This window comes from Mesorhizobium sp. M1A.F.Ca.IN.022.06.1.1 (assembly GCF_003952605.1).
Taxonomy (GTDB): Bacteria; Pseudomonadota; Alphaproteobacteria; order Rhizobiales; family Rhizobiaceae; genus Mesorhizobium.
This window is the reverse complement of the sequence record NZ_CP034455.1, coordinates 5,782,514-5,804,682: the sequence shown is the minus strand read 5'-3', so window position 1 is coordinate 5,804,682 and position 22,169 is coordinate 5,782,514. Positions and strand designations below refer to the sequence as shown.

Annotated in this window: 19 protein-coding genes and 1 riboswitch; of the genes, 9 read left to right on the top strand and 10 right to left on the bottom strand. The window is 64.3% G+C overall.

Annotation, left to right across the window (positions count from 1 at the left end):
* Positions 1–4 precede the first annotated feature (4 nt).
* The 7 genes from EJ078_RS27565 (at position 5) to gcvP (ending at position 7,267) form a co-directional block, all read left to right on the top strand.
* Complete coding sequence (locus tag EJ078_RS27565) at positions 5–682, top strand: DUF1345 domain-containing protein (protein ID WP_067000220.1); 678 nt, start codon at positions 5–7, stop codon at positions 680–682.
* A gap of 103 nt (positions 683–785) precedes the next feature.
* The gene (locus EJ078_RS27560; RefSeq protein ID WP_127217568.1) at positions 786–1,667 is read left to right on the top strand and encodes a cytochrome b/b6 domain-containing protein; all 882 of its coding nucleotides are present in this window, start codon (positions 786–788) and stop codon (positions 1,665–1,667) included.
* 1 nt (position 1,668) lies between these two features.
* Positions 1,669–2,460 carry a molybdopterin-binding protein gene (locus tag EJ078_RS27555; RefSeq protein WP_127324094.1) on the top strand — a complete coding sequence of 264 codons (792 nt, stop codon included), beginning with the start codon at positions 1,669–1,671 and terminating at the stop codon, positions 2,458–2,460.
* Complete coding sequence (locus EJ078_RS30780) at positions 2,460–2,588, top strand: hypothetical protein (protein ID WP_259979720.1); 129 nt, start codon at positions 2,460–2,462, stop codon at positions 2,586–2,588. Before EJ078_RS27555 ends, EJ078_RS30780 begins: the two co-directional genes overlap by 1 nt.
* Before the next feature lie 139 nt (positions 2,589–2,727).
* Positions 2,728–2,814, top strand: a riboswitch (glycine riboswitch).
* Between the two features lie 149 nt (positions 2,815–2,963).
* Positions 2,964–4,064, top strand: coding sequence for a glycine cleavage system aminomethyltransferase GcvT (gene gcvT, locus EJ078_RS27550; protein WP_127216325.1), 1,101 nt, complete (start codon positions 2,964–2,966; stop codon positions 4,062–4,064).
* 7 nt (positions 4,065–4,071) lie between these two features.
* On the top strand, positions 4,072–4,440 hold the full coding sequence (gcvH, locus tag EJ078_RS27545) for a glycine cleavage system protein GcvH (RefSeq protein ID WP_067000208.1): 369 nt from the start codon (positions 4,072–4,074) through the stop codon (positions 4,438–4,440).
* A 16-nt stretch (positions 4,441–4,456) separates the two neighbouring features.
* The gene (gene gcvP, locus EJ078_RS27540) at positions 4,457–7,267 is read left to right on the top strand and encodes an aminomethyl-transferring glycine dehydrogenase (RefSeq protein ID WP_127403558.1); all 2,811 of its coding nucleotides are present in this window, start codon (positions 4,457–4,459) and stop codon (positions 7,265–7,267) included.
* Between the two features lie 14 nt (positions 7,268–7,281).
* On the opposite strand, the gene EJ078_RS27535 is transcribed toward gcvP, so the two are convergent.
* The 9 genes from EJ078_RS27535 to cpaB form a co-directional block, all read right to left on the bottom strand.
* Complete coding sequence (locus tag EJ078_RS27535; RefSeq protein ID WP_127216323.1) at positions 7,282–8,454, bottom strand: GGDEF domain-containing protein; 1,173 nt, start codon at positions 8,452–8,454, stop codon at positions 7,282–7,284.
* Between the two features lie 174 nt (positions 8,455–8,628).
* Positions 8,629–9,102: a hypothetical protein gene (locus EJ078_RS27530; protein WP_127216322.1), complete on the bottom strand. Its 474-nt coding sequence runs from the start codon at positions 9,100–9,102 to the stop codon at positions 8,629–8,631.
* Between the two features lie 133 nt (positions 9,103–9,235).
* The gene (locus EJ078_RS27525) at positions 9,236–10,198 is read right to left on the bottom strand and encodes a type II secretion system F family protein (RefSeq protein ID WP_127216321.1); all 963 of its coding nucleotides are present in this window, start codon (positions 10,196–10,198) and stop codon (positions 9,236–9,238) included.
* Position 10,199: 1 nt separating this feature from the next.
* Positions 10,200–11,165, bottom strand: coding sequence for a type II secretion system F family protein (locus tag EJ078_RS27520; protein WP_127216320.1), 966 nt, complete (start codon positions 11,163–11,165; stop codon positions 10,200–10,202).
* Positions 11,166–11,168: 3 nt separating this feature from the next.
* Positions 11,169–12,590, bottom strand: coding sequence for a CpaF family protein (locus tag EJ078_RS27515; protein WP_127216319.1), 1,422 nt, complete (start codon positions 12,588–12,590; stop codon positions 11,169–11,171).
* On the bottom strand, positions 12,587–13,801 hold the full coding sequence (locus EJ078_RS27510; protein WP_095826111.1) for a response regulator/pilus assembly protein: 1,215 nt from the start codon (positions 13,799–13,801) through the stop codon (positions 12,587–12,589). Before EJ078_RS27510 ends, EJ078_RS27515 begins: the two co-directional genes overlap by 4 nt.
* Positions 13,802–13,814: 13 nt before the next feature.
* Positions 13,815–14,090, bottom strand: coding sequence for a hypothetical protein (locus tag EJ078_RS27505; protein ID WP_245457308.1), 276 nt, complete (start codon positions 14,088–14,090; stop codon positions 13,815–13,817).
* 4 nt (positions 14,091–14,094) lie between these two features.
* Complete coding sequence (locus tag EJ078_RS27500) at positions 14,095–15,489, bottom strand: type II and III secretion system protein family protein (protein WP_245322498.1); 1,395 nt, start codon at positions 15,487–15,489, stop codon at positions 14,095–14,097.
* 81 nt (positions 15,490–15,570) lie between these two features.
* Positions 15,571–16,509 carry a Flp pilus assembly protein CpaB gene (gene cpaB / locus EJ078_RS27495; protein ID WP_127404309.1) on the bottom strand — a complete coding sequence of 313 codons (939 nt, stop codon included), beginning with the start codon at positions 16,507–16,509 and terminating at the stop codon, positions 15,571–15,573.
* A 254-nt stretch (positions 16,510–16,763) separates the two neighbouring features.
* Between cpaB and parE the strand changes: the two genes are divergently transcribed.
* Together parE and EJ078_RS27485 are read left to right on the top strand one after the other, a co-directional pair.
* Entirely contained in the window at positions 16,764–18,818 is a 2,055-nt protein-coding gene (gene parE / locus EJ078_RS27490) for a DNA topoisomerase IV subunit B (RefSeq protein ID WP_128294529.1), read from the top strand.
* A gap of 43 nt (positions 18,819–18,861) precedes the next feature.
* Complete coding sequence (locus tag EJ078_RS27485; RefSeq protein ID WP_127403506.1) at positions 18,862–20,928, top strand: FUSC family protein; 2,067 nt, start codon at positions 18,862–18,864, stop codon at positions 20,926–20,928.
* A 78-nt stretch (positions 20,929–21,006) separates the two neighbouring features.
* Here EJ078_RS27485 and EJ078_RS27480 read toward each other — a convergent pair whose 3' ends face one another.
* A complete protein-coding gene (locus EJ078_RS27480; RefSeq protein WP_127324124.1) occupies positions 21,007–22,128 on the bottom strand; it encodes a DUF2336 domain-containing protein in 1,122 nt (373 codons plus the stop codon).
* Positions 22,129–22,169 lie beyond the last annotated feature (41 nt).

The window sequence follows — 22,169 nt, the reverse complement described above, 5'->3', positions numbered from 1 at the left end:
GGCCATGGGCGACGACATATCCCTCAACACGCCGATCCACCGGCACGTGCAGTTCGCTTTGGCTGCGGCCATCGGCATTGTCGCGCTGCTTCTCGCCCTGATGCTGGGGGCGCCGCTGCCCTACTCCATCGGCGCCAACCTCTTCTTCGCCGCTTACACTCTTCTGGTGCTGGTCGCGATGCCGAGGCTCACCGTCCGTTACCTGAGCAAGAACGCGCGTGCCACGGACCTGCCGGTGCTGCTGATTTTTGCGGTCACGCTCCTGGTCGTCGGCCTCGCCATCGGCTCGCTGTTTCAACTCATCAACCAAAAGGCTGCCGCGCATCCGCTGGAGGTTCTGTTCGCGATGCTGTCGATCCCGCTTGGCTGGTTCACAATCCATGCCATGGCGGCGCTGCATTATGCGCATGTCTACTGGATGGACGGCGACGAGATCGACGAGAAAACCAGGAAGAAGAATCCGGTCGGCGGCCTCGATTTTCCCGGCGGCAAACGCCCGGAAGGCTGGGATTTCCTGTATTTCGCGACCGTCATCGGCATGACTGCGCAAACCGCCGACACTGGGATCACGACCTCGCGCATGCGCCAGGTCGTGCTCGTCCATTCGATCCTGAGCTTTTTCTTCAACACGGTGATCGTCGCCGCCGCGGTCAATCTCGCGGTCAGCCTGGGCAGTCCATAATAAATCCGTGATCGGATGAAACAACGCTTGGGCCGGAGACGTATTGGGAGGAGAACAAGGCTCTGAGAGGCCGCAGACGAGCGAGCCGGGAGGACACCAAGATATGGAGACCGTCGCCAGAAGCGAACCCTCCGCCGAGGTGGAAGCATCCGCGCCGAAGGACCCGACGCTGATTTACCGGCAATCGCGCTGGACGCGCCTGACCCATTGGCTCTGGGCGTTCTCGCTGTTCTTCATGCTGCTTTCGGGCCTGCAGATCTTCAACGCGCGCCCGCAACTCTACATCGGCAAGGAATCGGGCTTCCAATACAACAATACGATCCTCGAGATCGGCGCCGAAAACACAGACGGCGGACCGCGCGGCTTTACCAAAATCTTCGGGCATCGCTTCGACACCACCGGCGTGCTCGGCTGGTCCGGCCCTCCCGGACAGGAAACGCCGCGCGCCTTTCCGTCCTGGGCGACGATCCCGTCCTACTACGACCTCGGCACGGCCCGCGTCGTGCATTTCTTCTTCGCCTGGGTGCTGAGCGCAACCCTGCTCATTTGGCTGATCGCGAGCCTGATTAACGGCCATATCCGCCGCGATCTTGCCCCTCGCCTGGATGACTTGCGCAAGCTGCCGCGCGACATTCTCGACCATGCGAGGCTGAAATTCCACCATGCGCGCGAGTACAACACGCTGCAGAAAATGACCTATGGCGGCGTGCTCTTCGTGCTGTTGCCGCTGATGATCATCACCGGGCTTGCGATGTCGCCGAGCATGAACTCGGTGCTTCCCTGGCTCAATGAAATCCTGGGCGGTCGGCAGACGGCTCGCACCATCCACTTCATTGTCATGGTGTTGCTCGTGCTCTTCTTCGTCGTCCATATGCTGATGATCGTGGCTGCCGGTCCGATCAACGAGCTGCGCTCGATCATCACCGGCTGGTATCGCACCGACCCGCCCGCAAAGCACGACCAGGCAACCGAGAGGAGCGCCTGACATGGCAAAATTCCCGATTAGCCGCCGGAAGTTCTTGACCTCCGCCAGCCTCGGTCTGTCAGGCATCGCGCTGTCCGGCTGCGATGCCTTCGACAGCGGTCTGGGCGTCGGCAGCGGGCTGCGCAGCTTCCTCGAAAACGCCAACGGGCTGACATACCGCGCGCAGCGCCTGCTTGCCGGCCGGGACGCGCTGGCACCGGAATTCAGCGAGGCCGACATCCGCCAGCCGCAGCGGCCGAACGGCGTCACCGCGCCTGACGACGACACCTATAGGGGTCTTCTCGCCAACAATTTCGCCGACTGGCGCCTGGAGGTGACCGGCCTCGTCGAAAAACCGCTGTCGCTCACCCGCGAGCAGTTGCAGAACATGCCGAGCCGCACCCAGATCACCCGCCACGACTGCGTTGAAGGCTGGAGCTGCATCGCCAAATGGACCGGCACACCTTTGTCGCTGGTGCTCGATCAGGCCATCGTCAAGCCGCAGGCGCGCTACGTCATGTTCCATTGCCTCGACACGATCGAGCAAAGCCTGTCTGGCGACATCAAATATTACGGCAGCATCGACCTGATCGATGCCCGCCATCCGCAAACGATCCTGGCCTACGGCTTGAACGGCAAGCCGCTGCCGGTCGAGAACGGCGCGCCGCTGCGGGTGCGGGTCGAGCGCCAGCTCGGCTACAAGATGCCGAAATATCTCTACAAGATCGAGCTGGTCGACGGCTTCGCCAATGTCGGCGGCGGTCGCGGCGGCTATTGGGAAGACAATGGCTACGACTGGTATGCCGGTATTTGATGGCGCTTCGCCTGCAGGCCGAGCACGATCTTGCGTCAGCCGAGTTCAACGCGATTGAGAAAAGCCTCACGGCGACAATCGGCCATTCCAACATCATCCTTTGCAAGACGATGGCCTCGGGCGACTAGGCCGCCTTGCTGGGCCGCCGTTCAGACCAGATCGGGTGTTGTCATCGGCGTCGGCTGCCGAGAGATATGTCGCTGGGAGGTGACAAGGTGTCGCCGACGGGCTATGGATGGCGCGTCGAGGGCTCAGGTGACTGAGTCCTACCTGTTTGCGGGAGAGAACAGCGCAAGCTGTCGCCGAAGGGGAAATCGCCCGAAATCTCTCAGGCAAAAGAACCGTGGACGGGAAAGACAACTCTGGAAAGTCGGGAATCTTCCCGCGCCGAAGGTGTAAGCGCTGCCGACAGAGTTACGGGGCGCGAGTCTCTCAGGCTTCAGACAGAGGGGCACGGACTAGACCGCTAATGGCGGTCGATTGCGTGCGACTCTGGAGAAGACATGACCGGCGAAGACACCAAACATCTACCCCTCGAGGATTTGCATAGCGCCGCGGGCGCGCGTTTCGGCGCTTTTGCCGGCTGGTCGATGCCGCTGACCTATCCGGCCGGCGTGATGAAGGAGCACCTCCACACGCGCGAGCATGCCGGCCTGTTCGACATCTCGCATATGAAGCTGTTCGAGCTCGGCGGCCCGGGCGTCGCCGCCCTACTCAACCGCGCCTGCCCGCTCGACGCCGGCGCGATGGAAATTGCCCAATCCAAATATACCTTCTTCCTGAACGAGGCCGCCGGCGTCATCGACGACTTGATCGTCACGCGTCTTGACGATGGCCGATTCATGGTGGTGGCCAACGCCGGCAATGCGGCCGAGGATGAAAGGCATCTGCGTGCGTTGGCCGCGGATTTCGATGCCAAGGTCGAGCCGCTCGACCGCGTCTTCCTGGCGATCCAGGGCCCGGATGCCTGGGCGGCCCTTTCGCGAGCCGGTATCGAAACGGGCTCGCTGCTGTTCATGCATGGTGTCGAGCCCCGGCAACACTGGTTCATGAGCCGCTCCGGCTATACCGGCGAGGATGGATTCGAGATCGGGCTGCCGGAAGCGGATGCCCGCGATCTCGTCGGCAACCTGCTGCAGGACGAGCGCGTGCAATGGATCGGCCTTGCCGCCCGCGACAGCCTGCGGCTTGAGGCAGGGCTCTGCCTGCATGGCCAGGATCTGACACCCGAGACCGATCCGGCGAGCGCCGCTTTGATGTGGGCGATCCCTAAGGAGCTCCGCGCTTCCGGTCACTTCATCGGCGCCGACGCGCTGCGCTCGATCCTCGAGCGTGGGCCGTCTCAGAAGCGCGTTGGCCTAAAACCCGATGGTCGTCAGCCGGTGCGCGCCGGCGCCGCGCTTGTCGATGCCGACGGCAATGCGGCAGGTCACGTGACCTCGGGCGGCTTCGGGCCGTCGACGGGCCACCCGGTCGCCATGGGCTATGTCGACAATGCGCTGGCCAAGCCCGGCAACAGACTGTTCGCCGACGTCCGCGGGACCAGGATCCCGATCGACGTCACTTCGCTGCCCTTCACGCCACATCGCTACCGCAAAGGATGATATTCCGATGGCAAATACCTATTTCACCGAGGATCATGAATGGCTGCGCGTCGAAGGCGGCGTCGCCACCGTCGGCATCACCGACTATGCGCAGGAGCAGCTCGGCGATCTCGTCTTCGTCGAACTGCCGGAAATCGGCCGCAAGCTCGCGAAGGGCGACACTGCAGTAGTCGTCGAATCCGTCAAGGCGGCCTCTGACGTCTACGCGCCGGTCGACGGCGAGATCACCGAAGCCAACACAGCACTGTCGTCGGACCCTTCATTGGTCAATTCGGCGGCGACCGGCGATGGCTGGCTCTGGAAGATGAAGCTTTCCAACGCAAGCCAACTCGACAGCCTCATGGACGAGGCCGCCTACAAAGCCCATATCGGCTGATACCAGGATCTTGGAAATGACAGCAGCACCCATTCCTTTCTCGGCCCGTCACATCGGCCCCAGCGTCAACGATGTCAGGGCCATGCTTGCCACCATCGGCGTTCCGTCCGTCGAAACGCTGATCAGCCAGGCCGTGCCGAGATCGATCCGCCTCGACCTGCCGCTCAACCTGCCCACTCCGGCCAGCGAGGCCGAAGCACTGGCCGAATTGTCGGCGATGATGGCGAAGAACACGGTGCTGAAGAGCTTCATCGGCGCCGGTTATCACGGCGTCCATGTGCCGCCGGTCATCCAGCGCAACATGTTCGAGAACCCGGCCTGGTACACGGCCTACACGCCTTACCAAGCCGAGATCAGTCAGGGCCGGCTGGAGATGCTGTTCAATTTCCAGACCCTGGTTGCCGAGCTGACCGGCCTGCCGGTGGCGTCGGCATCGCTGCTCGACGAGGCCACCGCCGTTGCCGAAGCGGTCGGCATCGCACTGCGCTATCATCGCGACAAGCGCACCAAGGTGGCGCTTGCCGGCACGCCGCATCCGCAGACGCTCGATGTCGTGCGCACCCGCGCCGAACCGCTCGGCACCGAAGTCGACGGCGAGACCATCGACGACAACACCGCCGCCCTGCTCGTCTCATGGCCGGACACTTTCGGCGTCTATGGCGACCACAAGGCGGCGATCGAGAAAGCCCGCGCCGCTGGCGCTCTGGTCGTCTTCATCGCCGACCCGCTCGCGCTTACGTTGACGGATGCGCCGGCCAAGCTCGGTGCCGACATCGCCGTCGGTCCGATGCAGCGCTTCGGCGTGCCGATGGGCTTTGGCGGCCCGCACGCGGCCTATTGCGCCGTCTCCGACAAGCTCACCCGTCTGATGCCCGGCCGCCTCGTCGGCCAGTCGACCGACAGCAAGGGCCGCCCAGGCTATCGCCTGGCGCTGCAGACGCGCGAGCAGCACATCCGCCGCGACAAGGCGACCTCCAATATCTGCACCGCGCAGGCGCTGCTCGCCAACATGGCGACGGCCTATGCGATCTGGCACGGTCCCGCCGGTTTGCAAGCGATCGCGGAGCGCGTCCACACTCTCGCCAACCGCCTTGCGGCGGGACTGAAGACAGCGGGCGTGGCCGTTCTCGGAGCACATCGCTTCGACACTGTGACGGCGGAAGTGAAGGGCAAGGCAGCGGCAATAGCCGCCGCCGCCGAGAAGACCGGCCGGCTGCTGCGCGTCATCGATGCCGACCACGTCGGCATCGCCTTCGACGAGACCTCGACCGAAGCCGACCTCGAAGCGATCGCGGCGCTATTCGGCGCCAAGCCCGGCACGGTGGCAGCCGGCTCGATGCCCGGTAAGCGGCGCGGCAAGGAGTTCCTCACCCAGCCGGTTTTCCACGAGAACCACTCCGAGACCGAGATGATGCGCTTCCTGCGGCGGCTGGCCGACAAGGACCTCGCGCTGGACCGCGCCATGATCCCGCTCGGATCCTGCACCATGAAGCTCAACGCCGCCGCCGAGATGATGCCCGTGAGTTGGGTGAATGTCGCCAACCTGCATCCCTTCGCGCCGGCCAGCCATTCGGCCGGCTATCGGGCCATGGTCGGCGACCTGGAGGCCTGGCTGTCGGAGATCACCGGTTTCGACGCGGTCAGCCTGCAGCCCAATGCCGGCAGCCAGGGCGAATATGCCGGCCTGCTCGCCATCCGCGCCTATCACCGCGCGCGCGGCGAAGGCCACCGCACCGTGTGCCTTATCCCGTCCTCCGCGCATGGCACCAATCCGGCGAGCGCGGCGATGGCGGGAATGAGCGTCGTCGTCGTGCGCTGCGCCGAGGACGGCAGCATCGACATGGATGACATGCGGGCCAAGGCCAACGAGCATTCCAAGAACCTCGCGGCGCTGATGTTCACCTATCCCTCGACGCATGGCGTCTACGAGGAAGGCGCGCGCCATCTCTGCGCCCTCATCCACGAGCATGGCGGCCAGGTCTATTTCGACGGCGCCAACCTCAACGCCCTGGTCGGTCTCGCCCGCCCCGGCGATATCGGCGCCGACGTCTGCCACATGAACCTGCACAAGACGTTCTGCATCCCGCATGGCGGCGGTGGCCCGGGCGTCGGCCCGATCGGCGTCAGGGCGCATCTGAAACCCTATCTGCCGGGCCATGTCACGGAAGGTTCGGCGCATGCCGTCGCCGCCGCGCCCTTCGGCAGCGCTTCGATCCTGCCGATCACCTGGATGTATATCCGCATGATGGGCGGCTCCGGGCTGAAGCAGGCCACCGAGACGGCGATCGTTTCGGCCAACTATGTGGCGACGCGGCTCGCGCCGCATTTCCCCCTCCTCTACAAGGGCAGGAGCGATCGCATCGCCCATGAGTGCATTCTCGACACGCGCGTGCTCAAGGAGAGCGCCGGCATCAGCGTCGACGACATCGCCAAGCGCCTCATTGACTACGGCTTCCACGCCCCGACCATGTCGTTCCCGGTTGTCGGCACGCTGATGGTCGAGCCGACGGAATCCGAACCCAAGCGCGAACTCGACCGATTCTGCGAGGCGATGATTGCGATCGCCGGCGAGGCGGCGAAGGTGGCGAAGGGCGAATGGCCGCTCGACGACAACCCGCTGGTCAACGCCCCGCACACTGCCGCCGAGGCATTGGCAGGCGCATGGCCGCATCCATACTCGCGGATGGAAGCAGCCTACCCAGCGGATGACGTCGATCTGGCAGCAAAATACTGGCCGCCGGTTTCGCGCATCGACAATGTCGCCGGCGACCGCAACCTGGTCTGCTCCTGCCCGCCGCTGTCGGAATATCTCGGCGCCGCAGAGTAGACGGTCAGGGCAAGTTAGGCCGAGCGCAGGGCTGGCCCGCTATCGGGCTGGTCCTCCTGGCGTTGGGCGATCACGCGGTTTCGCCCGGCGCGCTTTGCGGCGTAGAGCGCGGCGTCCGCCTCAGCCAGCACCTCGTCCAGGGTCCGGCCATCGGGGGCGCCAAATCCCATGCCGCCGCTGACGCTGCTGCGCAACGGACCACGTTGAGTCGGAACGATTTCGGTGCCGAAAGCGACCCCGATCCTGCTTGCCATATCGTACGCCTTTTCCGGCGTCATGCGCGATAGGACGAGCGCGAACTCCTCACCGCCTAGCCGGAAGGCATCGACCCCGGCCCTGCCATATTTCTTGATCACCGCCGCGAAGCGGCAAAGCACCTGATCGCCGACGGGATGGCCGAAGACATCATTTGTGGTCTTGAAATGGTCGAGGTCGAACATCGCGATCGCCATGAACGGACCGAAGCTGCGACCGCCGTAAAGCTCGTTGAGCGCCCTGCGGTTCATCAGGCCGGTCAGCGGATCGGTCATCGTCGCGGCCTTGAGCTCGATCTGCGCCTGCAGATGGTGCAGCGAAAGCGTCAGCGCGCCGAAGCCGGTCATGCAGGCGACCGCGACGACGGAGTTCAACCGCTCCGCCCAGTTGTCGGGCGCGGCGCCTAGGACCCATTGCCCTTGCACCAGCAGCACCAGGCCGCACAGCGCGAAGGATATCCCGCAGGCGCCGCTGAGAAACGAAACGACGAGCAGTATCCGGCGGTCGTGATCGCCCTTCATCCAGAACATCGTTCCGATCGCGCCGAGCAGCGCCGTCACCGTCGAATAGGTGATCAGAAAGCCGACGCCATCGAAGCCGAAATAGGTGACGAGGGCGCAAGCCGCCATCGCTGCCAGCGCCGGCACGATGGCGCGGCGATAACTGCGGATGCCGAGATACTGCATCGCCGACAAACAGATGACGAGGAACCCCAGGCTGAGCAGGGCAAGCACCATCTGGCAGAGCCACGGGTTGGCGTCCTTGGTATAGCGCCAGAACAGGACGACATGGGCAACGAGCACGAGTATGCCGCAGGCGACCGTAAGCACGAAACGCGCCTGCGGCGCGGTGAGCCAGATCGCGAGCATCGTGACGCTGAGGCATGTGCCCGACAGCGCCGCCGCGAGCAGGAGCGAGCTGAAATCCAACATCTCTGAAGATCTGCCGTTGGGGAGACTCGTTGCTTCCTCAATGTAGGTTGTAGAGGCGTGGCGCAAACCCTTTTCGGCCGGTGTCCGCTGCTCGCTCGACAAAGGGTTTACAAAGCGTCGACATGTCCGCTGAAACTACGGCCCGGTTCCGCGGCGGGACGAGCCGGAAGCGGATCAGCTCTTGTCGAGCAGCGCTAGGTTGGCGTTGACCACGGTCTGGTCGGCGAGACCGGCCTTGGCTTCGAGCAGCAGCGCCCTTGCCTTTTTCTTGTTGCCGCGCAGGAGCTGCGAATAGCCCATATTGTTGACGATCTGCGGCTTGCGCCCGGCGACCCTCAGCAATTGCGTATAGGCGCGGTCGGCGAAGTCGAAGCGGCCGAGCTCGTCATAGGAGGCGGCAAGCCCCATCCAGGCTTCGGCATTGTCTGCCTTGAGCTCCACCGCTTTGCGGAAATGCTGTTCTGCAAGACCGAAATTCGCCTCCCGGAATTGCGCCTTGCCCTCCGTCAGGTCGGCGGCGCTGATATCCTTGGCCGTCGCCTGGATTGCGGTGGTCTTGGTCGTGTCGACGCTGCTGTTCGTAGTACAGCCGGTGATCATCAAGACGGCCGCCAATACCGCCGCTGCCGTGGAAAGTCTGTGACGCATGCCCTGCCCCGTCGCCCGATTTGCCGGGTCGTTCTTCAGCAAGGACCATACAGGAGAGCGATTAAGCTTCGGTGCCGAAATGCGCCTAAATTTCAGTTGCTTGCAAAGGATGCGTTAACCAGCACCGCCGGCCTCAGTGCGACGTCAGCCTTACCACGATCGGGATGATGGCGACCATCAGCACCACCGGCAGGATGCACACCGTCACCGGCACCGACATCTTGGCCGGCAAGGCATGCGCCTTCTCCTCGGCAAGCGACATGCGCTTGTGGCGCATTTCGTCGGAAAAGACACGCAGCGCTCCCGACAGGCTGGTGCCGAGCTCCTTGGACTGCTGCAGGAGCGTCGCGAAGGAGCGCACTTCGTCGAGGCTGAGGCGATCGGCGAGCGCCTTTAGTGCATCGTCGAGGCTGCGGCCGGCCCTCAACTCCAGCGACACCAGCTGCAGGTTTTGGCTGAGCGACGGATAGGTCCTGGCGAGTTCCTTCGAGACCCGCTCAATGCCGGCCTCCATGCTCATGCCCGCGTCGGAGCAGATGATCATCAAATCCATGAAGTCGGGAAAGCCATTGCGGTATTCGCGCATCTTTTCCCGCACCTTCTGCGTCAGCACCAGGCCGGGCAGGAAATAGCCGGCCGCTCCCGACAGGATGATGAAGGTCCAGCGGCTGGTCACGGTCGATTCGGCGCTGGCCGCCCAATGGTTGACCAGGAACGCCCCAAGCGCCATTCCGACCAGCGCGGCAAAACGGATCAGGAAGAACGTACCGACGGCGCGCGGCTCCATGTAACCGGCCTGGATGAGCTTCATGCGCAGTCGCGCGACATTCTCCGGATCGCTCTTGGCATAGAATTCCTGCGCCCGCCTCACCGCCTTCTCGCGCACGGCGTTCGCGTTTTTCCTGGGTGCCGGCTCGTGCTGCTCGATCGGCTGCGCCGCCTCGACCTTCAGCCGGCGCTTGACCTCGTTGCGGTCGCCCTGCGCGACGACCAGCGGCCAGGCCACCGCGCCGCCGCCCATCACCAGCAGCAGCACAGCCACCGGCATCAGCGATGTCGGCGTTAGCGAGGCAAGGAAGCGGATGACCTCGTCCATTTCAGAACCTGAAATTCGACATCTTGAACATGATGGTATTGCCGAGCAGGAGCCACAGGATTGAGCCGCCCAGCATGTACCAGGTCTTCGGTATCCCCCACACCTCGCGGTAGAATTGCGGCATCAGCACCATGATGGCGGTGAACAGAAGCACCGGCACGGCGGTCAGGATATAGGCCGACATGCGGCCTTCGGTCGAAATGGCGCGCACCTTGCGCCGCAGCTTGCCGCGCTCGCGGATGGTCGACGACAGGCCGTCGAGGATCTCGCGCAGATTGCCGCCGGAGCTGCTCTGGATCGAGACTGCGGTGACGAACAGCGGCAGGTCCTCATGGCCGACGCGATCGAACAGGTTGTTGAGCGCTGAAACCAGGTCCGAGCCATAAGTCACTTCGTCGGCCACGACGCCGAACTCGGTGCCGATCGGATCGGCCATCTCGCGCGCCACCATCGCGATCGCCACCGGCACCGGGTGGCCGGCCTTGAGGCCGCGCGTGATCAGCTCCAGCGCTTCCGGCAATTGCATGCCGAAGCGCTTAAGCCGGCGCTTGCGCAGAAAACGCATCGCCATAACCGGCAAGACCGGCACCAGCACAGGAAGCAGGACCAGCCCGAACAGCAAAGGCAGGCCGTACCAGACGGCGAAAAGCGCCAGAGTGAACGCTGTCCCCGACGTGATCGTGAGGAATTTGGGCATCGGCATGATCATGCCGGACTGCGTGCGCAAGGCGCGAAAGCGATCGAAAGAAAGGAGGGGCGTGCCCGCTTCCATGCCGCGCTCCTTGCGCAGCTGGATCAGCACCTGCTCCTGGCTGATCTTGTTCTCCGCCAGCTTCATGCGGCGATTGATCGCCGTGCGCTTGTCGCTGCGGCCGGCATAGAGCAGGTAGCAGCCTTCGGCGATCATGATGCCGGTGAGCGCCGCCGCCGCGTAGACGGCATAGATCGGGCTGAATCCCTCGAGCACCGGCTACTCCTGCGGCCGGACGGGTTCGAAATACTTGCCCGGAAATTCAATGCCCATGTTGCGCAGGTCCTCGAGGAAGCGCGGTCGGATGCCCGTTGCCTCGAAATGGCCGACGATCTTGCCGTCCGCCTCCATGCCGGTGCGCACGAAGCGGAAGATCTCCTGCATCTGGATGACGTCGCCTTCCATGCCCGTCACCTCGGCGACGCTGGTCACCTTGCGCTTGCCGTCGGACAGGCGTGTCAGCTGCACGATGATGTCGATGGCGCTCGCAATCTGGCTGCGGATCGACTGCACCGTCATCGGCATGCCGGTCATGCCGAGCATTTGTTCGAGGCGCGATATTGCGTCGCGCGGCGTGTTGGCGTGGATGGTCGCCATCGACCCTTCATGGCCGGTGTTCATAGCCTGCAGCATGTCGAAGGCTTCCTCGCCACGGCACTCGCCAAGGATGACGCGGTCGGGCCGCATGCGCAGCGCGTTCTTGACCAGATCGCGCTGCTTCAGCTCGCCATGACCCTCGATGTTTGCCGGGCGCGTTTCCATGCGCGCGACATGCGGCTGCTGCAGCTGCAATTCGGCGGCGTCCTCGATGGTGATCAGGCGCTCGTCCTCGGGAATGAAGGCCGACAAGGCATTGAGCATCGTCGTCTTGCCGGTGCCGGTGCCGCCGGAGATGATCGTCGTCTTGCGCGCATGCACGGCCGCCGCCAGCACCTCGGCCATGTTCTGGGTGATGGCGCCGAACTCTACCAGTTTGTGCAGGCCGAGCTTGTTCTTGGAGAATTTGCGGATCGATACCAGCGGCCCGTCGACGCCGACCGGCCTGATCGCGGCGTTGAAACGCGATCCGTCGAGCATGCGGGCGTCGACCATCGGCTGCGATTCATCGACGCGGCGGCCGACGGCCGCGACGATTTTATTAATGATCCGAAGCAGATGCGCCTCGTCCTTGAACGGGATATGGACCTGCTGCAGCTTGCCTCGCTTTTCGACGAAGCAGTTCTGATGGCCGTTGATCAGGATATCGTTGATCTCCGGATCCTTGAGCAGCGGCTCCAGCGGGCCGAGGCCCACCATCTCGTCGACGATGTCGTCCACCAGCGCGTCCAGCTCGGCGGTGTTGATCGCCATTCGCTCCTGACGGGTCTTTTCCGAGACGAATTCATGCACCTGGCGGCGCATTTCGTCCTTGGGCAGCCGCTCCAGAGCGACGAGGTTGATTTCTTCGAGCAGCATGCGGTGGATGCGCACGCGCGCGTCGAGCACCTTGTTGGCGCTCTTTGCGGGTGCTGCTTCCAGCTTCGGCGGCGCCGGCTTGCGGGTCGTCGGAATGACCACGGCGTGATGCGCAACGGGCGCGGGTTCGGGCGCCCGCAGCGGACGGACATCGCGATTCTGCAGGTTGGAGAAGCGACTGCTCATCCTGCTTTCCTCTTCAAGAGGCCCTTGCCGAGGCCGAACAGCGACTTCGATTTTGCCGTCGTCGCCACGGCCTCCTCGGGCAGGATGATTTTCTTCAGGTCATTGACGACATTGGCGTTCGGATCGATGTCGTGCAGCGGCACGCCGCGGTCGACGGCCTCGCGCACCAGCCGGTAGTTGTTGGAGATGCCGCCGACGAAGTGCTCGCCAAGGATATCCTGGACGTCAGCCTGCTTGATGCCGCTGTCGAACATCTTCTGCTCGAAACGGTTGACGATGACGTTCGGCTTCACTTCCCTGCCGGCCGTCTCGTAGATGGCCTGGATGAGACGCTGCGTGTGGCGCAGGCAAGGTACCGTCATCTCGGCCACGATATAGAGCTTGTTGGAGCCGAGCAGCACCGTCTCGGTCCACGGGAACCAGGTGCGCGGCATGTCGATGACGACATTGTCGAAATAGGCCGAGACGAGGTCGAGCATGCGCACCACGACATCGGTCTTGAACGAGCGCATTTCGGAAGGGCGCGTCGGCGCCGCCAGCACGCAGAGCCCGCTTGCATGCTTGGACAGCATGACGTCCAGCAGCTGCCGGTCGAGACGTTCGGGCTGGTTCTCGATTTCGGTGATGTCGAAGCGCGGCTCGAGGTCGAGATATTCGGCGCAGGCGCCCTGCTGGAAATTGAGGTCGACCACGCAGGTCGAGGCGCCTCGCGTCACCGAATGGTGCAGCTGGAAGGCGGTCTGCAGGGCAAGCGTGGTGGTGCCGACACCGCCGGCGGCCGGCATGAAGGTGTAGATTTGCGATTCGCTGTTTTCCTCCCGCCCCGGCCCTTGAAGCGCGCGAATGACGGAACGCACCAGATCGGCGGTGGTGATCGGCTTTACCAGGAAGTCGGCGACTTGGAGCTGAACCAGGATGCGCACCGCCGCCGCATTGAATTCCTGCGTGACGACGACCACGGGCACGCGGCCTTCGATCCGGCGCATGATGCGCTGCAGCGACTCGATCTCTTCGAGCTTGGCCGCGTCCATGTCGACAATGACGGCGCCGAAATCGGTCTCCTGGACCTCGCCGCGCAGTTCGTTGACGCTTTTCTCGACCGTCAGAAGCTCGATGACCTCGGATGCAGCGAAAGCCGTCCGCGTGTCCTGCGAAAACGCCCGATCGGTCGAAACGAGCAGGATCTTCTTGGTCTTGGTGCCCGATGCCATGGTCGTCAGCTCATCAGTCTGCTGTCGTTGATACCGATGTCGTTGAAGCCGACGCCGCGCCGCCCTTCGCGCCCGCGGCAGTGGCCGTGGAGTTCGCGCTCGGAGCCGGCACCAGAAGCCTGGTGTTCTGGACGCCGTACTGCCAGGGATCGACCATCTGCATGGCCGTGTTGGACGCCTGCGCATTGCCGGCGGCCGGCGTCACGCCTTCGGTGCGCACATAGTCGTCGCTGGTGCAGCCGGAGAGCGCGCTGGCGAGCAGCAGAGCTATGCAAGGAACCAGACGCATGGCTTCAGTCCTTCGGCAGATCGAGGAAATGGCCCGACGTCGTGGCCGCCACCGGACGGGCCCCGCTGCCGTCGGCCAGTGCCAAGGGGCGCTTGGGAGCGGAAGCGTCGACTTCCTCGGTGTTGTTCAGGAAGTAGTCGGCATTGCTTGGCGGCCGCGTTCCGTCGGTGGGCTCGACCATCTTCTTCGACGGGTCAACCGGTTTGACCAGGTAGGGCGTGACGATGATCACCAGATCGGTCTCGCGCCGCTGATAGGATTTCGAGGAGAACAGCGGACCGAGAACCGGCAGCTTGCCGAGCCCCGGCAGGCGCGAGGTGGTGATGTCGTTCTGCGACTGCAGAAGGCCCGCGATCATGAAGCTCTGGCCGTTTTTCAAGTCGACCGACGTCTTGGCGCGACGCACGATGAAGGCGGGAATGGAAATGCCGCTGCTGACTTCGATCGACGCGGAGGGATCGATCGACGAAACTTCCGGCGCGATATCGAGGCTGACCAGTCCACCCTTGAGCACGGTCGGCGTGAAATCCAGACCGACGCCGTATTTCTTATAGCTGACGCTGATCTTGCCGTTGTCCTCGGACACCGGGATCGGGAACTCGCCGCCGGCAAGAAAGCTCGCCGTCTGGCCCGAGCGGGCGATCAGGTTCGGCTCGGCCAGCCGCCGGGCGAGACCGCGCTCTTCCAGCGCCTTGATGGCGATGTCGATCGAAACCCCGTTGGAAAGCAACCGGCCGATGATCTCGCCGGTCCCGGCGGTCGGTACCGTGCCCGGGTCGATGATGACGTCGCGACCGCCGACGCCGAAGGCAAAGTTGGCCCCGTATTTGGCGCCGAGATCCTGTCCCGCCTGCCGGTTGATCTCGACGAAACGGACATTGAGCTGAACCTGCTGCGAGGACGAGATGTTGACCGAGTTGATCACTTCCTCATTGCCGGAGAAGCGCGACGCGATCTTGCTCGCCTTGTCGGCCGCGACCGCGTCTTCCGCCTCGCCCGAAAGCACCACGCGGCCGTTGGCCGAACCGACCTTGATCTTGGCATCCGGCACGCTGGCGCGGATGGTGTTCGCGAGTTGGTCGGTGTCCAGCGTCACCTCGATGTCGATGGTGCCGACGAGCTGCTTGTTCTGATCGAACAGCGCGATGCCGGTGGTGCCGAGATTGTTGCCCAACACATAGAAGGACTTGTCGGTCAGCGGATTGACGTTGGCGATCTCCGGATCGCCGATGACGATCTGATAGAAGGCCGCGTTCGTCATGATCGTCTTGGGCTTGCCCTTGGCGACTTTGATCGAGGCGTTCTTGGTCGCCGAGACGTATACGACGTCGTTGTTTGCCTGGGCCGGCGCCCCAAAGGCCAGCATTCCGGCGGCTGCCAGAAAGGCGCCCGCCGCCATTGCACGCAGAAGGCGCAGCCCTCTCGTCGTCCGTTCTTTGTTCAACACATGCATTGTCCCGTTCCCGCCGGTCCCCACCGGCTATTGTTCTTGTTCCTTGGAAGGAACGACGTCTCCCTCGGCGGGCTTGGAGGGAACCTTGTATTCCTCCACCTTCGTGCCACGGGACACGATCACCGTCTTGAATTTCGGCTCCTCCGGATCCTTCGCCACCGCCTTGACCAGCGAGGCGGCGCTTGCCTCGGCGCTCGCGGCAACCGAACCGCCAAAGGAAGAGATGGTGGTAAGCCCGTTGCCGCTGGCGCTGGCATCGGCGGCGGACCGCAAAGACAGCGACAAGGAGCCGACGGTGCGGGCGAGCGCTACCTTCTGCGCCCCTTCGTTCGTGACCTCGAGGGTGACGGAATTGGCGACCTGCGGCTCGGTCTTGCGCTCGTCCGCGCCCTGCCCGACCGAAAGCACCTTGGCGTCGGAGACGACGATTTCGGACGTGACCGTCGAGCCGGCTGCCCCTTGCGCGTTCTTGGACACTTCCTGGATTTCGCCGGCATCGCGCGTCAGCACGACGTCGACCCGGTCGCCCGGCGTGATGAAGCCGCCGACGCCGGCGATCTCGTCGGTGCGGATGGTGACTGCCCGCATGCCCGGCGACAGCATGTTGGAAAGTGTGGCGCGGCCATTCGGTCCCGACAGCTTGGCGAGCAGCACCGGCTCGTTGACCTCGATCGGCGACAGCACGACGCGGCTGCCTTCGGCCAGCAGCTTGTCGACGGTCGGGAAGGCGCCTTGCGGCAGAGAATCCTGCGGCCACGGAATTTCGGTGAGTTGCGACCGGTCGAGCTGCATGCCGTAGCGCAGCGGCGCATTCGCCACGACGATGGTCTTGAACTCGACTTTGGGCTCGTGCGGCACCACGATCGATGCCGTCTTCTGCTCGGACTGGGCCCTCGCCTGGCTTTTGACCCAGAAGTCCGCGGCAAAGATCGAGATCGCGCCGAAAACGGCTGCGATGCCGATCATGGTTATGGCCCTGCCCTTCACAACGAAACCCCTGACGCCCCGTGGTCTTTTGCCGTTGAGGCTCACGCTAGGCGTTAATGTTAAAGAATCAGGAATCCGAAGGGGTGGAGCCCGCCCTATTTCCGGCGGCTTGGTTATCGAATGGTTTTGGAATAAGAGACAGTTTGATCCCTGAACGGAACAGGAACTCGTTCGCCCGCCAAAAGCGTGGCAGTATCGAGGAGTGATTCGCAGTACCGGACTTAATGGCTAGCATGGACGACACCAGCGATCTTTTCGGCAACCCGGAAAAGCAGCCCCAGCAAGTACGCGCGCCCTCGCGGCCGGCCGATCCGCTGGTGCAGGCCGCGAAGCGCTCGGCCGCCGCCCGCGACGGCAGCGAGAGCTACAGCGCCGCCGACATCGAGGTGCTTGAGGGGCTGGAGCCGGTGCGCCGCCGCCCAGGCATGTATATCGGCGGCACCGACGACAAGGCGATGCATCACCTCTTCGCCGAGGTGATCGACAATTCGATGGACGAGGCGGTGGCCGGCCACGCGACCTTCATCGACGTCGAGCTTTCGGCGGACGGATTTCTTACCGTCACCGACAATGGCCGCGGCATTCCGATCGACCCGCATCCGAAGTTCAAGAAGCCGGCGCTCGAAGTCATCATGACGACGCTGCATTCGGGCGGCAAGTTCGACTCCAAGGTCTACGAGACCTCCGGCGGTCTGCACGGCGTCGGCGTATCCGTAGTCAACGCGCTGTCCGACCACCTCGAGGTCGAGGTCGCGCGCGGGCGCCAGCTCTATCGCCAGCGCTTCTCGCGCGGCGTTCCGGTGAGCGGGCTGGAGCACCTCGGCGAGGTGCACAACCGCCGCGGCACCAGGACCCGCTTCCATCCCGACGAGCAGATCTTCGGCAAAGGCGCCGCCTTCGAGCCGGCCCGGCTCTACCGCATGACGCGCTCGAAGGCCTATCTGTTCGGCGGCGTCGAGATCCGCTGGACCTGCGATCCCTCGCTGATCAAGGAAAAGGATCAAACTCCGGCCAAAGCCGAGTTCCATTTCCCGGGCGGCCTGAAAGACTACCTCAAGGCCACCCTCGGCGACGAATTCCATGTCACGCGCGAAGTCTTCGCGGGCAAAAGCGACAAGCAGGGCGGCCACGGCTCGCTGGAATGGGCGGTGACCTGGTTCGGCGGCGACGGCTTCCTCAACTCCTACTGCAATACGATTCCCACTCCCGAGGGCGGCACGCATGAGGCGGGCTTCCGCAACGTGCTGACGCGCGGGCTTCGCGCTTATGCCGACCTCATCGGCAACAAGCGCGCCTCGATCGTCACGACCGAGGACGTCATGATCTCGGCCGCCGGCATGCTATCGGTATTCATCCGAGAGCCGGAATTCGTCGGCCAGACCAAGGACAGGCTGGCCACCATCGAGGCGATGCGCATCGTCGAAACCGCCATCCGCGACCCGTTCGACCACTGGCTGGCCGACAACCCGCAGGAAGCCTCGAAGCTTCTCGAATGGGTGATCGCGCGCGCCGACGAGCGTGTGCGCCGGCGCCAGGAAAAGGAAGTCTCGCGCAAGAGCGCGGTACGCAAGCTGCGCCTGCCGGGCAAGCTCGCCGACTGCACGCAGAACGCCGCGGCCGGCGCCGAGATCTTCATCGTCGAGGGCGACTCGGCCGGAGGCTCGGCCAAGCAGGCACGCGACCGCGCCAGCCAGGCGGTGCTGCCGCTGCGCGGCAAGATCCTCAACGTCGCCAGCGCCGGCAACGACAAGCTTGCCGCCAACCAGCAGATTTCCGACCTGATCCAGGCGCTCGGCTGCGGCACGCGCTCGAAATATCGCGACGAGGACCTGCGCTACGACCGCGTGATCATCATGACCGACGCCGACGTCGACGGCGCGCATATCGCTTCGCTTTTGATCACCTTCTTCTACCAGGAGATGCCGAACCTGATCCGCGGTGGCCACCTCTATATGGCTGTGCCGCCGCTCTATTCGATCCGTCAGGGCGGTAAGGTGGCCTATGCGCGTGACGACGCGCACAAGGACGAATTGCTGCGCACCGAATTCACCGGGCGCGGCAAGGTCGAGATCGGCCGCTTCAAGGGCCTTGGCGAGATGATGGCCTCGCAGCTCAAGGAAACCACGATGGACCCGAGGAAGCGCACGCTTCTCAGGGTCGACGTGATCGATGCCGAGCAGGCGACCAAGGACGCCGTCGACGCGCTGATGGGCACCAAGCCCGAGGCCCGCTTCCGCTTCATCCAGGAACGTGCCGAATTCGCCGAGGCCGACGTGCTGGATATCTGAACGCGGACTGGTCCATAACAGGCTCCGGGACGGAGACTTGCATGTGACCTGGACGCGGCTGAAGGATCTAGCCGGGACACCGTTAAGTGAGCTGACCCAGCCGACGCGCTCGGACTGGATCTTCGCCCTGCGAACGGTTTCTGCCGGGCTGATCGCGCTGCTTGCCGCTTACGCCTTGAAGCTCGATCATCCGCAGTGGGCGATGATGACCGTGTTCATCGTCGCGCAGCCGGTCGCCGGCATGGTGCTGGCGAAAGGCTTCTACCGCCTGCTCGGTACGCTGGCCGGCGGCCTGGCGGCGATCGGCATCACATCGCTGTTCGGCACCAATCCCTGGCTCTTGGTGACGGTGCTGGCACTATGGATCGGCGTCAGCACCCTCGTTTCCTCGCTGCTGCGCAATCCGGAAGCCTATGGCGCCGCCCTTGCCGGCTATACAGCGATGATCATCAGCCTGCCGGCATTCGGGCAGGCGCATCTCGTCGTCGATCTCGCTGTCGCGCGCTGCGCCGAAATTGTGCTCGGCATCGTCTGCGCCGGCGTCACCAGCCGGCTGATCCTGCCGAAGCTCGCGGCGGACGCCATCATCTCCAGGCTGAAACGCAGCATTCTCGATCTCGCCGACTACGCCTCAGGCGCCTTTTCCGACGGCGATCCGGCCGGTCTTGCCGCTCTCCAGCGCAAGCTGATCACCGATGCCCAGACACTTGCCGAAATGCGCACCTATGCGCGCCTCGAAGCGCCGAGCTTCGCGACCCGCGCCCATCCGGTCCGGCGCACGATCGGACAGCTCCTGTGGGCGCTCTCGGCGGCCCGCGCGCTGCATACCCATGCCGCGCCGGAGAATGCGACGCTCATCCCTGTTCGCAGCGAGTTGAAGGCAATCGTCGGGGAACTCGCTACGACGCGCGACGCGTTGGACGACACCGGCCCATGGGTGCCCCGGCTCGAGGCAATCGCGATCAGGGCAAGAGAAACGGCGCCGGTGGCCACCGATCCCGGTGAAGACAAGGTCGGCACCATCACCCGCCTCACCATTGCCGCCGATTTCGCGGAGGCGCTGAAGCAGGTGATGCGCGGCTTGGATGCGCTTCGCTCGCCGGTTTCCCGAACGTCTCGTGAGCGGCAGCAGCCGGCCCTGGTCGTGCACCGCGACTATCATGCGGCCTGGCGCAATGCGGTGCGCGCCGCGCTCGCCACGCTTCTGGTGGCCGCCTTCTGGCTGACCACCAAATGGTCGGAGGCGGCGGGCACCGTCATTCTCGTCGCCGTCGTCTCCAGCCTGTTCGCGGCACGTCCCGATCCGGTTCAGTCGGCCTGGGGCTTCTTCACCGGAACGCTCCTCGCTTTGCCTTTCGCTTTCCTCGTCGGCCAGATCGCAATGCCGGCGCTGCCCGGCTTCGGCTGGTTCACCCTCTTTGTCGTGCCGATCCTGGTGCCGGCAGCGCTCGGCATGGCCAATCCGCGGCATGTCGGCGTGGCGACCGCCTTCGCCATCAATTTCCTGGCTTTCCTCAGCCCGCACCAGATGATGACCTATGATCCCGGCCCGTTCTTCGCCGGATCGGCATCGATCCTGGTCGGCATCCTGATCGCCATCGGCGTCTTCATCGTCGTTCTGCCGGCCAATCCCTGGGCCACTGTTGAGCGCATCTCGAAGGCGATGCGCGAGGACCTGGCGCGCCTTTGCCTGCATGAGCGCGTCCCCAGGCGTTCGGCCTTCGAAAGCTTGGCCTATGACCGGATCAACCAGTTGATGCCGCAACTGCAGCAGACCGGGAGGAAAGGCGACCCTATTCTTGGCGGCAGCATTGCCGCCGTGACCGTCGGCCTCGAAGTGCTCCGGCTGCGCCAGGCGCAACTGAACTCCGCCGTGCCACGCGAGACGGTGGAGTCGATCGGCAACTTCCTGCGCGGCCTGGCGCGGGAATTGCTGTTCAGGAGGCATGGCGAGCCGCAGACCTCGACCATCGCCGTGGCGCGGGAATATGCGGCGAGCATCGCCGGTCGCAGCGACCGGCCGGAAATGCTTCAGGTTGCGGCCTCACTGCGCATCATCGCTGCCGCGATGCAGGATTATCCGGATTTTTTCGCGAAGGGGCACCCTTAGACGGGCCGGGCCGGGATACGTGAGCATCGAGCAGGAAGCTGCCATTTGCAGTCCGGCCACACCTGATACCGACATGCGCTAGGCGGCGGCAATTGCCAGCGCATGCCCGCGCGCGTTCTCACGCAGCGCGTCGAGATGGATCGACTTCACCAGTCCGGCGAGATCGCCCTCGGCCGATTGCCCGCCGAGTTCCTTCAACATCAGCCAGCTCACCTCCTGCACGCCGGCGACACGCTTGCCGTTGGCGACCTCGCGCCAGATCTTGAGCGCGCACAGGATGATGCCGTGCGTGACGGCGGCGAGGCCTGCGCTGCGGAACAGCGCCTGCAGCGCAACGTCGTGCCCGCCGGCCAGCAACGCCCTCACCCGCTGCTCGGATTGTTGGGCAAGCGCCACCAGGGCCGAGCCGAAGAAGTCGACCTTGCCATGCGCGACGGTGCGGATGATGAAGCTCGCGGTGAGATCGCCGCGCAGTCTGAGATGCTCGATCAGCGCGGCGTGCTCCCCGGCGCGGGTGCCCTCGATCAGCGTCACCGAAGCCTTCACGCAGGCGTCGCGCATCACGCGGTCTGCCCGTGCCGCTCCCATCAGTGCCAGCACCAGCGGCGATCCCTTCAGCGTCTCGCCGAGCTTGACCAGAAGCATGTGCCGGCAGTCGGCGGGAAGCCGCGCGTCGGCGATCAGCGCCTCACGCACGAGCGGCAGGTGGCCGTGCCGTTCGGCCATCCGGCGGAAACTCAGCGATGCAATATCGGCGCCGCTGTTGGCGATCAGCGTGGCGCAGGCTTCCGGCTCGCCGATCTCGGCGATGGCTGCCGCCAGCGACATCGAGACGACGGGACGGTTGGCTATCAGCTTTTGGGTGGCCTTCTGGCCGCAGGCGACGCGGTCGATGAGATCGGCATCGGTAAGCAAAGGCGAACGCGCCAGCACCAGCGCCGCCACTTCCGGCTGGTCGGAAGCGAGTGCTGCGATCACCTGCGGCGGGGCGTGATGGCTCATCGACAGCGCTTCGGCGAGCGCCTGCCGGACCTTGGCGGAAACGTCGTCGAGCAGCAGCGTGAGCGCCGCCTCGGCGGCGCAGCGATCCTCGAACGGCAGGTCGGAATTGATGTAGGCGCGGGCCAGCGCGCTCGCGGCGGCGGCGCGCTCGGAAACCCTTGCCTTATCGATCCACTTTAGAAAATGCGAAACAACCATGCCGATCAGCTACGCCCTTGCCGAAACGTTTCGGCCCCGTT